Here is a 12,677-nt window from a genome sequence, read left to right as displayed (position 1 = left end):
CTGTCGAGGGCGATGGCCCGTTCCGTTTCAGGGCGCCACGATCGCCGTGGTCTGTTCGCCGAGGTCGATGCTGCCGTCGTCGGTGCGGATGGTCGCGCTCAAGCGGTCACCCGGGCGCAGGTACATCGGGTTGCTGCGCCCCTTCGCGATGAAGGCGCGCCACTTGCCGGCCTCGCCGAGGAAATGCCGCATCACGAAGAGGACCAGCTTTCCCGGGGCCCGGGCCGCACAGCCGGCGGGCGTGCCGGTGGCGATCAGGTCGCCGGCATGCAGGTCGACGATCGAAGCGAGTTCGGTCAGGGTCGCGGCCGGCTGGTGGATCATGTCGCCGCAATACCCATCCTGGCGCGGCCGTCCGTTCACCGCAAGGCGCATGCGCAGCTGCGGCCAGCGCTTCCACTCGTCGGCGCTCAGCAGCACGATGCCAGGGCCGACCGGCCCGAAGCCGCGGAAGCTCTTGCCCTTGTAGAACTGTCCTTGCGGCAGTTGCACGTCGCGCGCCGACAGGTCGTTGACGATCGTGACGCCGGCCAGCCATTCGTGCAGCCGATCCGGCGCGACGACGGTGCCTGCCGGGATGTCGTGCCGCAGCACCAGGCCCAGCTCGATCTCGTAGTCGAGCAATTGCACGTTCGCCGGACGGACGACCGGGGCATCGGCCGGCGTGATGCACGAGCTGGCCTTCGTGAAGAGCGTGTTGAACGGAAAGTCGCTCAGCTTCAGTCCGGACTCCTTCACGTGGCTGCGGTAGTTCACGCCCTGGCAGAGAAACTGCTGGTCGGTCGTCACGGGCGCCAGCACGCGCACCTTGGCGAGCGGCACGGTGGCTTGGTCCTCCCGGACCTCCCAGAGGGCCGCCCAATGGCGGGACAGGAGTTCGCCGGTGGTCGCGGCAGCAATGTCCAGGGGGGCGAGGCGGGGGCCGAACTGCACGGCCCAGAAGGTGCGCGTGCCGTCGTCACAGCGAAGCAGGATGCGTGGCATGTCAGGTTTCCAGTTGGGGTTGGGGGTCAGGACCACGGACGCGCGGGCGCGTCCATGGCTTGGGCAAGCAGCTTCAGGCGCTGCACGCTGATGCGCTTTCCGAGCACGAGGCGCAGCACGCGCAGCGCGGTGCGAAGGTTCTTGCCGGGCTTCATCGAGGCCGGGGCGTCCGGCCCCCAGGCCCAGATGCCGCCGAAGTCGAGCGGCGAGTAGCAGGTCTGCGAGTCCGCGGTGAAGAGGTCGCTGTCGGTGTAGTGCTCGTACTCGAATCCGTCCGGGTCGCGCCAGTAGTCGAAGAGCTGGCTGCCCAGGAGATGCCGGCCGATGCCCCACAGGTGCCGCCAGCCTCCGGCGCGCAGCACCTGCTGTCCCTGCCCCAGCGCATCGAGGTCGATCACTTCGTACGCGCTGTGTTCGTAGCGCTCCTCGATGGCGCCGACCAGGACGAGCGTGTGGTGGTCCGCGGGTTGCGAACCCAGGTCGAGGCGCATGAAGGCCAGCGCCGGGCTGCCGTCGGCGAGGTACTGCACGTCGCTCGGGATCAGCCCCAGCACGTGCATGTACCACTGCGCCATGCCGGCGAAGTCCACCGTTTGCAGCACCAGATGCCCGAGCCGCACCACGCGGGCGGGTTCGATCGGCGTGCGCACCGTGGCGTTGATGCGGGGTGCATGGGCCGCGGTGTTGGTCATCGCGACCACGGGGGCGCGGCTTGGCAGCGCCGGTGCGGATGGCAGGTCCTGGAGCAGCCACACCGGGCGGCCCGAGGGATCGAGGATCTCGATCCCGCGGGCTTCCACCGGCAGTTGGTCGGGGCGCAGCCAGCTGCCGGCGAACTCGCGCTCGTACACGCGCAAGTCCGTCTCGGCCGACATCTGGAACGCGGCGCCGATGAAGCGGTTGGCCGGTCCGCGCTCGGCCACCGCGACGCATGGCGTACCCGCTGTTCCGCGCGCCACGATGCGCTCGGGACCGGAATGCACGATCGTCAATCCAAAGTCGCGCCAGAACCGCTCGGTCTTTGCCAGCGACTTCTTCTGCCAGCGCAGGAAAGCCAGCGAGACGGCGCGGCCGGCTGCGGGCGGCCGGTTCAGGCGCTGGATGCCGGAAGGCAGGCGGCTGTCCGGAATGGCTTCCGGCTGCCGCAGCGCCGCGGAACTTCGCATCGAGGGTGCTTGTGAACGGCTACCAGCTTCCGTGGCGGCAGCGACATTGCGAAGGGATTGCATGGGTTTTCCACAGGTGGGCCAGATGACGAAGTGATGTGATAATGACGTAAATGTCATTATGACAGACTTGTCGTTTTCCCTAAGCCATTCCTCCCGAGCCCACCGATGAACCACGATCCACATGCCGCCCCGCCCGCGTCCTTCGAGCTGCCGGAGCGGCTCGTCTCATCGTCCGGAATCGGATCGCCGGACGACGTGCGCCGGCTGGAAGAAGCCGTTCCCGATCCGCTGGCGGAAGTGCGCAGCACGTACGAGCTGTTGGCGCGCGGCGCACGGCGTGCGCCGGACGCGCCGGCGGTCTCGTTTTTTCTCGAGGCGGCCGACTACGCGCGCCCGTTCACGTGGACGCACGGCGAATGGCTTGCCCGCATCACCCAGACGGCCAATCTGCTGCGCCGGCTTGGCCTCGGCCGCGGCGACGTCGTGGCCTTCGTCCTTCCCAATCTTCCGGAGACGCACTGGGTCATCTGGGGCGGCGAGGCTGCCGGCGTGGTCTTCGCGATGAACCCGCTGCTCGAGCCGGACATGCTGCGCGAGCTGATGCTCGTGGTGCGCCCCAAGCTGCTCGTGACGCTGGAGCCCACGCCTGGAAGCGACCTGTGGGAGAAGGTGTCCGCGGTCGCGCAGCAGGTGCCGGGACTGCATGCGGTCCTGACGGTTTCCGCGCGCCGCTATGCGCGTGCGGCAGCACCGCCGCACTCCGCCGCGGGCGGCGCGCTGCAGGGGCAGCTCGAGCGACTGCCGGTCCTCGATCTCCATGACGAGCTGCGCAAGGTCGAGGGCCAAAGCCTGGAATTCGAGCCGCCGTGCCTGGACGACGTGGCTTCCTGCTTCTGCACGGGCGGCACGACCGGGCTGCCCAAGATCGCCGTCCGGACGCATCGCACCGAAGCTGCGAACGCCATGCAGCTCGCCGCCATGTTCGGCGACAGCGGGCTTTCGGGCCCGCTGTTCTGCGGCCTGCCGCTCTCCCACGTGAACGCGCAGATCGGCACGGGATTGATGCCATGGGCCCTGGGCCGCCACGTGGTGCTCGGCACGCCTTCGGGCTACCGTGCCCCAGGATTGATCCCGCTGTTCTGGCGCATTGCGGAGTACTTCCGCTTGTGCTCCTTCTCGGGTGTGCCCACCGTCTATTCGGCCCTGATGCAGGTCTCGCCGCACGGGCACGATCTGAGCTCGCTGCAGTTCGGTCTCTGCGGCGCAGCGCCCATGCCCTTCGAACTGATCAAGCGCTTCCAGGACGAGACGGGTGTGAAGATCCTGGAGGGATACGGTCTCACCGAAGGGGGCTGCGTCTCCACGCTCAACCCGCCGGGGGGGGTCGCCAAGGCCGGTGCGATCGGGATCCGCGTGCCATGGCAGGAAATCAAGGTGCTGGTGCTCGACGCGGCAGGGCATTACGTCCGCGAGGCGGCGGTCGACGAAGTGGGTACGCTTGCCATCTCCGGCCCCAACCTGTTTCTCGGCTACCTGAACGCCGCCCACAACGTGGGCCTGTGGATCGACGTCCCGGCCGAGCCGGGCCATGCGGCGCGCCGCTGGTTGAACACCGGCGACATGGGGCGGCAGGACCCCGAGGGGTACTTCTGGCTCACCGGCCGCAGCAAGGAACTGATCATCCGGGGCGGCCACAACATCGATCCCAAGCTGATCGAGGAACCGATGCACGAACACCCGGCCGTCGCCCTGGCGGCGGCGATCGGGCGTCCCGACGCCCATGCGGGCGAAGTCCCCGTGGTCTATGTGCAGCTGCGTCCCGGCGCATCCGCCTTGCCGGAGGAACTCCTGGCCTGGGCCGAACGCAGGATCGCGGAACGCGCCGCATGGCCGAAGCAGGTGCACGTGCTGCCGGCGCTTCCGACCACGCCGGTCGGCAAGATCTTCAAGCCGGCACTGGTCGATCGCGAGATCTCCGCCGTGGTGAATGAGGAAGCGCGTGCGGTGGGCGTGACTCTGCGCACGTGCGAGGTCGTCCGCGACGCGACACGCGGCATCGTGGTGCGGTGGTCGGCGGACGGCGACGCAGAGGCCCTTGGCCGGCGGCTCGCGCACTACACATTCCGGCACGAACCGGGTTGACGCGGCCTGGCCGCGCCGCGTCCGCCTCAAGGCAGAATTCGCCCATGCAGAAAGAAGACCACCGGACCCGGGTCGCCGCGGAACGGCGCGACAGGATGCGCCGACGCCTGTTCGAAAGCGCCATCCAGCTCGTCGCCAAGAAGGGGCCGGCGGCAACTTCCATCGACGATGTCATCCAGGCGGCCGAGGTTTCCCGCGGAACCTTCTACAAGTATTTCGACGCGCCCGACACGCTCTTCGACGCGCTCGCTCTGGAAGTGATGAACGACATCATCCGCATGGCGGAACCTGTCGTGGTGCACTTCGAGGATCCGGCGCACCGGGTCTCGACCGGCATGAGGCTGGCCATCCGCCTTGCGATGGCGAACCGCGAGGTGGCTGGATTCCTGGTCCGGCTGGGCTGGCCGGAGATGCGCGGCGGCCGCGTGCTGCTCGACTTCGTCAAGCGCGATCTCGAACTGGGCATGCGGCACCACCGCTTCGCCGACATGCCCATGCGCCTGGCGACGAACATCGTTTCCATGACGGTCCTGGGGAGCGTGCACGCGATGCTGCCCACGCGCTCACCGAAGGATTTCACGGAACAGGCGGTCGCGAGCGCTCTGCGGGCGTTGGGCGTCGAAGGAAAGGACGCCGTTCGCATCGCCACATTGGAGCTGCCGGTGCCGGAGCCCTTGGAGGGAGGGCTGCTCGCGCCCTGGACCACCGCACGCGCAGTGCGCCGTCAGGCACCCGCGCGCAAACGCGCCACGGCCAGCGAGCTCGAGGACTGAGCCTGGTCGACATCAGGCGAAGCAGTCGATGACCTAATAACGCATGGGGCCAACGGACGACATCGCCATGCCGTAGATGATCAGCAAGGAAGCGGGTATGGCTATCAGGAGTGCGAGCAAGCTCCCGACAAGGTAGGTCACAGCCAGCTTGCGGCTGCCGTGAAGCCATGAAGCCAATGCACCCAGAAGCGGAAGGGCGGAAGCCGCGGTCGGCACAAACGCCACGAACAGGGGTGTGTGTCGGTTGCTCGCGAAGGCCGTGGCCACTGCGACCGTCAGAACGACAGTGAGATGAATCAGTATGAACTTGGCGCGAAAATTCTTGAGCTTCGCTATCCAGTAGATGGCGTACAGGGGATAAGTGACACCGCCTGAAAAATGCAGCCATTCGATGCCCTGGTAGGTCGAAGTTCGAACGGCGTCGTAAACGATGGGAGGCAGCAAGACGACGCAGAACAAGATGCACGCGTGAAGCATGAACGCGGCCGCAACGGACGGCCAGCGTCGTTTGGGCGTCTCCGAGCGTGTGTCCGCTCCGGTGGCGTCGGCCAATTCGATCTGAGTGAGGGGTTCGTTTGGCATGAATGAGCGCGGCCTGCGCACTCCGAGTGGCGGGATAATCGGAAAACCGGGGTCCGGGTCCGGGTCCGGGCCTGGAACCGGCGACCGCAGACACGGAAACTTCGGCTACAGAAGCATGGCCGATGGTACCCAGTCACGCGCAAGGCAACTCACGCCATCTCCGACACGCCCAACAGCACCTTAGCCCCAAGCAGCGCATGCGAATCCACGAATTGAAACGGCGCCTCCGCGAAGCCGGCGCGGGCCCCAGCCACGAGCAGCGGATCTTGCGGCTGTGGTCCCATGCGCTGCCCCGCAACAGCGGCAGGCGACTGCCGGGGACCTTCTTTCCGTCATCGCTGCTGGAGGCCCTGCCGTCCATCGAGGCCGAGCTTGCGGGACTGGCGCGCATTCACGCGGTGCATCCCGGTGCGGATGGTTCGGAGCGGCTGCTCGTCGCCCTGGCGGACGGCCAGACCGTGGAGAGCGTGCTGCTGCCTCGAGACGGCCTGTGCGTCTCGTCGCAGGTGGGATGCGCCGTCGGCTGTCAGTTCTGCATGACGGGCCGTGACGGCTTGCTCCGCCAGGTGGAGAGCGCCGAGATCATTGCCCAGGTCGCTCTCGCGCGCATGCGCCGGCCGGTGCGCAAAGTGGTGTTCATGGGCATGGGCGAACCGGCCCACAACCTGGACAACGTGATCGAAGCCATCGAGCTGCTCGGCACGGTGGGCAACATCGGCCACAAGAACCTGGTGTTCTCCACCGTGGGCGATCCGCGCGCATTCGAGCGGCTGAGCCAAGCCCGTGTGAGGCCCGCGCTGGCGCTCTCGCTGCACACCACGAAGGCCGACCTGCGCAGGAAGCTCCTTCCGCGCGCGCCGAACATGACGCCCGAGGAACTGGTCGCCGCAGGCGAGCGCTATGCGCGGGCCACCGGCTATCCCATTCAGTACCAGTGGACGCTGCTCGAAGGCGTCAACGACGGGCCGGAGGAGATCGAGGGCATCGTCAGGCTGCTCTCCGGCAAATACGGCGTGCTGAACATGATTCCTTTCAACGCGGTGGACGGCGTGGCGTTCAGCCGCCCGTCGTGGGAGCGTTGCGAACAGATCGCCCGCATGCTGCACGAGCGCGGCATCCTGACGAAGCTGCGCCATTCGGCCGGCCAGGACGTCGACGGCGGATGCGGCCAGCTGAGGGCGCGCGCCGCCGAAGTTCGGGTGGTGCCGCTTCGAAGGGCCTGAGACCGGCCCCGGCACCGGCTCATCTCATGAGAACGAGGCCACCCAGTCCCAGACCTGCGCGGGCGCCTCGACCATCACGTTGTGGCCATGCGCCCCCAGGTCCCGCGCATCGGGATCGAGCGCGCGAGTTTGTTCCAGGGTCACCAGCGCGTCGTGGCCTCCGCGACCGAGGTGCACGGGACAGCGCGCCAGAGCGACCAGTTCAGGCAGCGGTGGCTTGCCCACGCCGTTGGCGCGAGGATCCATCGCGAGATGCCAGCCATCCGCGTCGTGTGCAATGCCCCGCGCCGCGACGGGTGCCGCCGCACCGGCGATGCCCGCAAGACCCGACACCTTGAGGTATCGGTCCCACGCTTCTTCTTCGGTGGAGAACCGTTTCGCGGGTTGCGATGCGAGCGCCTCCATGCGGCGCAGCTCCTCATCGCTCCAGGCGATCTTGATGCCGGCTGCAAACACGCGGTGCGGTGTGACGCCGAACCAGCCCGTGGCCAGCGCGAGGCCGATCACCCCACCCAGCGAATGTCCGAGAACCACGAGCCGGCCCGTGGGATGGATGTGCGGCAGCACGGCGCGCGCCACACTGGCGGCATATTGGCCGATGGCATAGGCGTCTTGCCGGCCCGATTGGCCGTGGCCGGGCAGGTCGAGCACGAGCCAGCGGCCCTGCCAGCGGGCACCGGCCTCGGCGCACATGGGCGACCACACCGCCCCCGTCGCGCCCATGCCGTGCAGCATGAGAAGCAGGTCGGGACCTTCGCCGCCTTGTTCCGTGTACATGGCCACTGCCTCCGTCGCAGATTCGATGGCGAAGAATACCCGCCAGCGCGATCGGCATGGCCGCGGCCGTCTTCCTTCAGTCCAGCCTGACCTTGGCTTCGCGGATCACCTTGCCCCACATCGCGCGGTCCGCGTTGATGCCTGGCGTGCCGTCGCGCTTCGCGCTACGCCATCGCAGCTTCAGACGCCGCCTGCACCGGAATGTGCGCCCGCTCTTCCTTGATGCGGTTGGCGCCATCCACGAACACGAGCTTGGGCTTGTAGCCTGCCACCTGGTCTTCCGGCACCAGGCCGAAGGCCGCGATGATGATGAGGTCGCCCACCGATGCCCGGCGCGCGGCCGAGCCGTTGACCGAGATGATGCCGGTGCCGCGCTCGCCGCGGATCGCATAGGTGACGAAGCGCTCGCCGTTGTTGATGTTCCAGATGTGCACCTGTTCGTTCTCGGCCAGGTTGGCGGCATCGAGCAGGTCTTCGTCGATGGCGCAGGAGCCCTCGTAGTGCAGTTCGCAGTCGGTCACGGCAACGCGGTGGATCTTGGACTTGAGCAGGGTGCGGAACATGGAACGGACTCTTTCTCTTTTGCGAAAAGGCGGATCGGTGGTGCCTGGCTTCGTCGACGGCTCACAAGGACGAGAGATGCAGCAAGCGCGGCGAGCGGAGGATAGTCGAGCAGCCGACGGTGCACGCCCTCGTTGGCCCGGGCCAAAAAAACCATGCATCGATCTCGGCTGAAGTCGATCGCCAAAAAGCGCGAGTTCTTTCAACCTACAACCGAAGAACAACGCGTTAGAAAGACCTCCATTGCCCCTGCAATGCGCTTTCTTTTTGAAGAATCTCTTACGAAAAAAATCGCCCCTCAGCTACAGTAACAAATCGTGTTTCGATCGATTTGACTGCGCGGCCAACCGTAGCCGCGACGCACTTCGAATTTGCGTTGGCCAATCAACCAGGTGGGGGCTGAAATGCAGGATGCCGTCATTGCAAGCATTGACGCAACGGAGCATGTTGCGCCGGATGAACCGTTGCGCATTCCCGGCTACGACGTGCTCGATGTGCTGGGCGTTGGCGGTTACGGCACTGTCTATCGCGCAACGCAACACCACACGGGAAACACGGTCGCGATCAAGGTCGTGAAGCTGCAGGAGGGCCGGCAGCGCGTGGCCCGCTTTCATCGCGAGACCAAACTCTGCGCCGCGCTGCATCATCCGCACATCGTGCAGTTGCTCAACAAGGGCGAGCAGGGCGCCTGCGTGTATGGCGTCTTCGAATACGTGCCCGGAGAAACGCTCAAGAGCCTGATCCGGCGCAAAGGCTCGCTGACCGCGGCGGAGACCGGCCATCTGATGGCGGAAGTGCTCGATGCACTGGACTGCGCGCATCGCGCCGGCATCGTTCACCGCGACCTGAAGCCCGACAACGTGATGGTGAGTTTCACCGGCGCGCTGCCGCATGCGAAGGTGCTGGACTTCGGCATCGGCACCGTGATGCCGCTGCAAAGAGAGGTTCAGTTCGCAACGCTCACGATGGACGAGGAATGCCTCGGCACGCCGGCATACAGCGCGCCGGAGCAGCTTCGCGGCGAGCCGCCCAGCGCCGGCTCCGATCTCTATGCCTGGGGGTTGATGTTCCTCGAATGCCTGACGGGCGCGCCCGCGATCCAGGGCGATTCGGCCGCCGAGATCGTGCATCGGCAACTGAGCCCGCAGGAAGTTCCGCTGCCGGCCGAGATTGCCGCGCACCCGGTCGCGGAGCTGCTGCGGCGTGTGTTGAAGAAGAAGCCTGCCGAACGCTGCGGATCGGCATCCGCGTTGCTCGAAGAACTCGGCCGGCTCAGGCTCGACGACCTCGTGGGTGCCTTCAGGCCGGCGCAGGGCCCAGGGGACGATCCGCTGGCGCGCACCGTGGCCACGGCAAGGGCTTTTTCCGAGAAGCGGCAACTGACGGTGCTGTGCTGCAGCGTCGCGGTCTGGCCCGACGCCGGCGAGAGCGAAGGGGAGGGCGAGGGTGCGTCTCTGCTGCCTTCGGACATCGAGAACCTGGAGCTGCTGCAGCGCGAAGAGCTCGGCCGCTTTTCAGAAGCGGCCACACGGCGCGGCGGCCTGCTGGCGGGCACGCTGGGCGATCGTATGATCGTCCTGTTCGGCTACCCGCATGCGAGCGACACCGACGCGCGGCAAGCGTGCATGACGGCGCTCGAGCTGACGGCCCTCGGCCGCAGCAGGTCGGCCGCCATCCGGCAGGCCCACGGCGCGCACCTGGGCATTCGCATGGGCATGCACACCGGCATGGCGGTGGTGGCGGGCGGCGAGATTCCCTCGGGGCATGCCGTGAGCGTGGCGATGCGGCTGGAGGGCACGGCCGAGATGGGGACGCTGCTTGCCAGCGAAAGCAGTTATCGCCTGTTGGCGCGCCACGCGCATTTCGAAGAGGCCGGCAGCGTGAGCATGCCGGGACTGTCCGCCGGTGTTCAGACCTACCGGCTGGATGCGCAGAAGCAATCTTCATCGCCGCCCGCGTCCACGCCGGGTGCGCTGAGCCGCATGTGCATCGGGCGTGATCGGGAGCTGGCGCTGTTGCGGGCCGAATGGGCGCAGGCCGCCGTGGGCCATGGGCGCGCGGTGTGGCTCCGCGGCGAGCCGGGCATCGGCAAGTCCTGCCTTGTCGACGTGCTGCGAGAGCACGTGGCAGAGGAAGGCGGCCCGAAGTCCGTCAACGCCCAATGCCAGCCGGAACACCGCAACAGCGCGCTGATGCCGTTCCTGGCGCTGCTGCGCCAGCAGCTCGAAGCAGTGCCGGGCGCATCGCCGGACGATCAACGCGGCCAACTGAACGAGGCCCTGCAGACCGCTGGCTGCGACGGCCCTGCCGTGACGCCGATCTTCTGTTCGTGGCTGTCGCTTCCTCTGGGCGCGGGCCAGCAGCCAAGCCAAGTGTCGCCCGCGATGCAGAAGGCACTGCTGCTGAAATCGACCGCTCAGTGGCTGTTGCACATGGCCGCCTCGGCGCCGCTTCTGCTGGTGGTCGAGGACGTGCATTGGGCCGACCCCACGAGCATCGAATTTATCGAGCAGTTGATCGTGCAGCTGGCCGACCGGCGTGTGCTGCTGGTGCTGACGGCTCGGCCTGAATGGGAAAAGCCCGAAGGCCTGAAGGCCGAATGCATCGAGGTGCGAAGGCTCGACGATGCAGAGGCCAGCCAGCTGGCCCGCCAGGTGCTCGCACCGAGAAAGATCGATGCCGCGGTGATCCGCAACATCGTCGCCCGCACCGACGGCGTGCCGCTCTTCGTGCAGGAGATGGCGCGTATGCTGCTGGACGCCTATCTGGTCGAACAGGGCGGTGCCTGGGTCTTCAAGCACACGGCGCAGCCGGCCGCCATCCCCGTCACGCTGCGCGACTCCCTGGTGAGCCGCTTCGATCGCCTCGGGCCGGCCAAGAGCCTGCTGCAACTGGCGGCCACCATCGGGCGGCAGTTCGACGCAAGGTTGCTGTGCGCCTGCTCGGGCAAGACGCGCGAAATGGTGGACAGGGAGTTGGAGGCGCTGCGCGATGCGGGGCTCGTCATGCCGGCCGATCCATCCGGCGCGGGGGCGGACGCCTTCGTCTTCCGGCATGCGCTGATCCGCGACACCGCGTACGAATGCATGCTCGTCGCGCAGCGCCGGCAGCAGCACAAGAAGGTGGCGCAGGCCCTGCTGCAGAGCGACCCGCAGCGCGTCGCCAACGAGCCGGGCATCGTCGCGCAGCATTGGGCCGATGCCGGAGACCATGCGCAGGCGGCCGTGCACGCGGTGCGGCAGCTTCGCCTCACGCAGCACCGTTCGCTCAACGACGAAACCATCGCCTATGCGCAGCACATCGACGGCTGGATCGGACATCTGGCCGGCGCCCTGCAGCGCGAAGCCCGGCTGGACGTGAACAGCTACGTCACGCAGGCGATGATGAACAAGTACGGCTGGGCCCATGCCCAGGTGGTGGACCGCATCGCCCTGTCGCAGGAACTGCTGGACGACACGGTGGCCGCCGAAAAGCAGGTGCAGCACCTGTGGGCCATGATCACCTTCCACCATGTCGCGAGCAACCGCGACGAGGTGCGGCGGCTGAGCCACAGGCTGCTCGGCCATGCCAGGCATCAGCAGGACGAGGGCGTGCTGGTCGCCGGCCAGACCTACCTGGGCCTCGCGCACTATTCCGACGGCCGGTTCGCGATGGCGGAACGCGCGTTGACAGATGCCGTCGAGCGCTACGACCCCGAGGCGCACGCGCACCATGCGGCGGATTTCGGTTTCGACACGCGCGTGTGGGCGACCACGGGGCGTTCGCTGGTGCGATGGTTCGCCGGCCACGACAAGGCGGCGGCCACCGATGCCGCCCAGGCCGTGCAGTGGGCCCGGGAGATGTCCCACATTCCTTCGCTGAGCATGGCCCTGCTGTATCAGAGCCTGGGCCACCAGGCCCGTGGCGACAGGGCGGCGGCGCGGGCGAGCACCACCGAGCTGCTCGACATCACGGCGCGCTACGGCCTGCCGGCGTTCCAGGGCTATGCGGACATCATCCGCTGCTGGTCGACGGGCGATCCGCAAGACATCGCGCAGGCCGACGGCACGGTGCAGGCCCTGTGGAACATGGGGTGCCGCTATTGCCAGACGTACTACCGCGCCTTCGCCGCCGAAACGCTGGCCGGCCGCGAGCGATGGGACGAGGCGATCGACCGCATCGACGACTGCCTGCGCCTGGTGGAGCAACTCAACGAAAGGCTCTACAGCGCCGAACTGCACCTGAAGAAGGCCCGCTACCTTCTGGGCGCGGGCGCCGAACGCGGGGCAGCGATGCTGTCTTTCTCCCGCGCCGCAAAGGTCGCGCGGGAAGGTGGAAAACACCGGACCGAGTTCGACGCGCTCGCCGCGTTGCAGGCCCTCGCGCCGGCCGACCGGGATGTGTCCAGACGCTTGAAGGATCTGGCCGCCATGCGGCCGGAGTTGTGTCCGCGCAAGCCGACGCCTGCGCATTTTTCTTAACCAAGG

General features: G+C 67.4%; 9 protein-coding genes. 4 read left to right on the top strand and 5 right to left on the bottom strand.

The window, feature by feature from the left end; genetic code table 11:
• Nucleotides 1–27: 27 nt before the first annotated feature.
• Both ACJ7Z0_RS00615 and ACJ7Z0_RS00610 read right to left on the bottom strand, forming a co-directional pair.
• Nucleotides 28–984: a fumarylacetoacetate hydrolase family protein gene (locus ACJ7Z0_RS00615; RefSeq protein ID WP_434788194.1), complete on the bottom strand. Its 957-nt coding sequence runs from the start codon at nucleotides 982–984 to the stop codon at nucleotides 28–30.
• A gap of 26 nt (nucleotides 985–1,010) precedes the next feature.
• Nucleotides 1,011–2,150, bottom strand: coding sequence for a VOC family protein (locus ACJ7Z0_RS00610; protein WP_434788193.1), 1,140 nt, complete (start codon nucleotides 2,148–2,150; stop codon nucleotides 1,011–1,013).
• Between the two features lie 168 nt (nucleotides 2,151–2,318).
• Between ACJ7Z0_RS00610 and ACJ7Z0_RS00605 the strand changes: the two genes are divergently transcribed.
• Together ACJ7Z0_RS00605 and ACJ7Z0_RS00600 are read left to right on the top strand one after the other, a co-directional pair.
• On the top strand, nucleotides 2,319–4,295 hold the full coding sequence (locus tag ACJ7Z0_RS00605) for an acyl-CoA synthetase (protein ID WP_434788192.1): 1,977 nt from the start codon (nucleotides 2,319–2,321) through the stop codon (nucleotides 4,293–4,295).
• Nucleotides 4,296–4,339: 44 nt separating this feature from the next.
• Nucleotides 4,340–5,068, top strand: a complete 729-nt coding sequence (locus ACJ7Z0_RS00600; protein WP_434788191.1) for a TetR/AcrR family transcriptional regulator — start codon at nucleotides 4,340–4,342, stop codon at nucleotides 5,066–5,068.
• Between the two features lie 33 nt (nucleotides 5,069–5,101).
• Here ACJ7Z0_RS00600 and ACJ7Z0_RS00595 read toward each other — a convergent pair whose 3' ends face one another.
• Entirely contained in the window at nucleotides 5,102–5,650 is a 549-nt protein-coding gene (locus tag ACJ7Z0_RS00595; protein ID WP_434788190.1) for a hypothetical protein, read from the bottom strand.
• Between the two features lie 197 nt (nucleotides 5,651–5,847).
• Here ACJ7Z0_RS00595 and ACJ7Z0_RS00590 point away from each other — a divergent pair, with 197 nt between their 5' ends.
• The gene (locus ACJ7Z0_RS00590; protein ID WP_434788189.1) at nucleotides 5,848–6,873 is read left to right on the top strand and encodes an RNA methyltransferase; all 1,026 of its coding nucleotides are present in this window, start codon (nucleotides 5,848–5,850) and stop codon (nucleotides 6,871–6,873) included.
• 24 nt (nucleotides 6,874–6,897) lie between these two features.
• On the opposite strand, the gene ACJ7Z0_RS00585 is transcribed toward ACJ7Z0_RS00590, so the two are convergent.
• Together ACJ7Z0_RS00585 and panD are read right to left on the bottom strand one after the other, a co-directional pair.
• Nucleotides 6,898–7,650, bottom strand: a complete 753-nt coding sequence (locus ACJ7Z0_RS00585; protein ID WP_434788188.1) for an alpha/beta fold hydrolase — start codon at nucleotides 7,648–7,650, stop codon at nucleotides 6,898–6,900.
• 164 nt (nucleotides 7,651–7,814) lie between these two features.
• Complete coding sequence (panD, locus tag ACJ7Z0_RS00580; protein ID WP_093013531.1) at nucleotides 7,815–8,213, bottom strand: aspartate 1-decarboxylase; 399 nt, start codon at nucleotides 8,211–8,213, stop codon at nucleotides 7,815–7,817.
• Nucleotides 8,214–8,615: 402 nt separating this feature from the next.
• Here panD and ACJ7Z0_RS00575 point away from each other — a divergent pair, with 402 nt between their 5' ends.
• Nucleotides 8,616–12,671: a TOMM system kinase/cyclase fusion protein gene (locus ACJ7Z0_RS00575; protein ID WP_434788187.1), complete on the top strand. Its 4,056-nt coding sequence runs from the start codon at nucleotides 8,616–8,618 to the stop codon at nucleotides 12,669–12,671.
• Nucleotides 12,672–12,677: the final 6 nt, after the last annotated feature.

The organism is Variovorax palleresanus (genome assembly GCF_051144945.1).
Classification (GTDB): domain Bacteria; phylum Pseudomonadota; class Gammaproteobacteria; order Burkholderiales; family Burkholderiaceae_C; genus Variovorax; species Variovorax paradoxus_S.
This window is presented reverse-complemented; position numbering and strand designations above follow the sequence as displayed.

Excerpts from the sequence above, each read along its gene's own strand:
- ACJ7Z0_RS00615 (WP_434788194.1), bottom strand. The coding sequence starts at position 984 with ATGCCACGCATCCTGCTTCGCTGTGACGACGGCACGCGCACCTTCTGG.
- ACJ7Z0_RS00610 (WP_434788193.1), bottom strand. The coding sequence starts at position 2,150 with ATGCGAAGTTCCGCGGCGCTGCGGCAGCCGGAAGCCATTCCGGACAGC.
- ACJ7Z0_RS00605 (WP_434788192.1), top strand. The coding sequence starts at position 2,319 with ATGAACCACGATCCACATGCCGCCCCGCCCGCGTCCTTCGAGCTGCCG.
- ACJ7Z0_RS00600 (WP_434788191.1), top strand. The coding sequence starts at position 4,340 with ATGCAGAAAGAAGACCACCGGACCCGGGTCGCCGCGGAACGGCGCGAC.
- ACJ7Z0_RS00595 (WP_434788190.1), bottom strand. The coding sequence starts at position 5,650 with ATGCCAAACGAACCCCTCACTCAGATCGAATTGGCCGACGCCACCGGA.
- ACJ7Z0_RS00590 (WP_434788189.1), top strand. The coding sequence starts at position 5,848 with ATGCGAATCCACGAATTGAAACGGCGCCTCCGCGAAGCCGGCGCGGGC.
- ACJ7Z0_RS00585 (WP_434788188.1), bottom strand. The coding sequence starts at position 7,650 with ATGTACACGGAACAAGGCGGCGAAGGTCCCGACCTGCTTCTCATGCTG.
- panD (WP_093013531.1), bottom strand. The coding sequence starts at position 8,213 with ATGTTCCGCACCCTGCTCAAGTCCAAGATCCACCGCGTTGCCGTGACC.
- ACJ7Z0_RS00575 (WP_434788187.1), top strand. The coding sequence starts at position 8,616 with ATGCAGGATGCCGTCATTGCAAGCATTGACGCAACGGAGCATGTTGCG.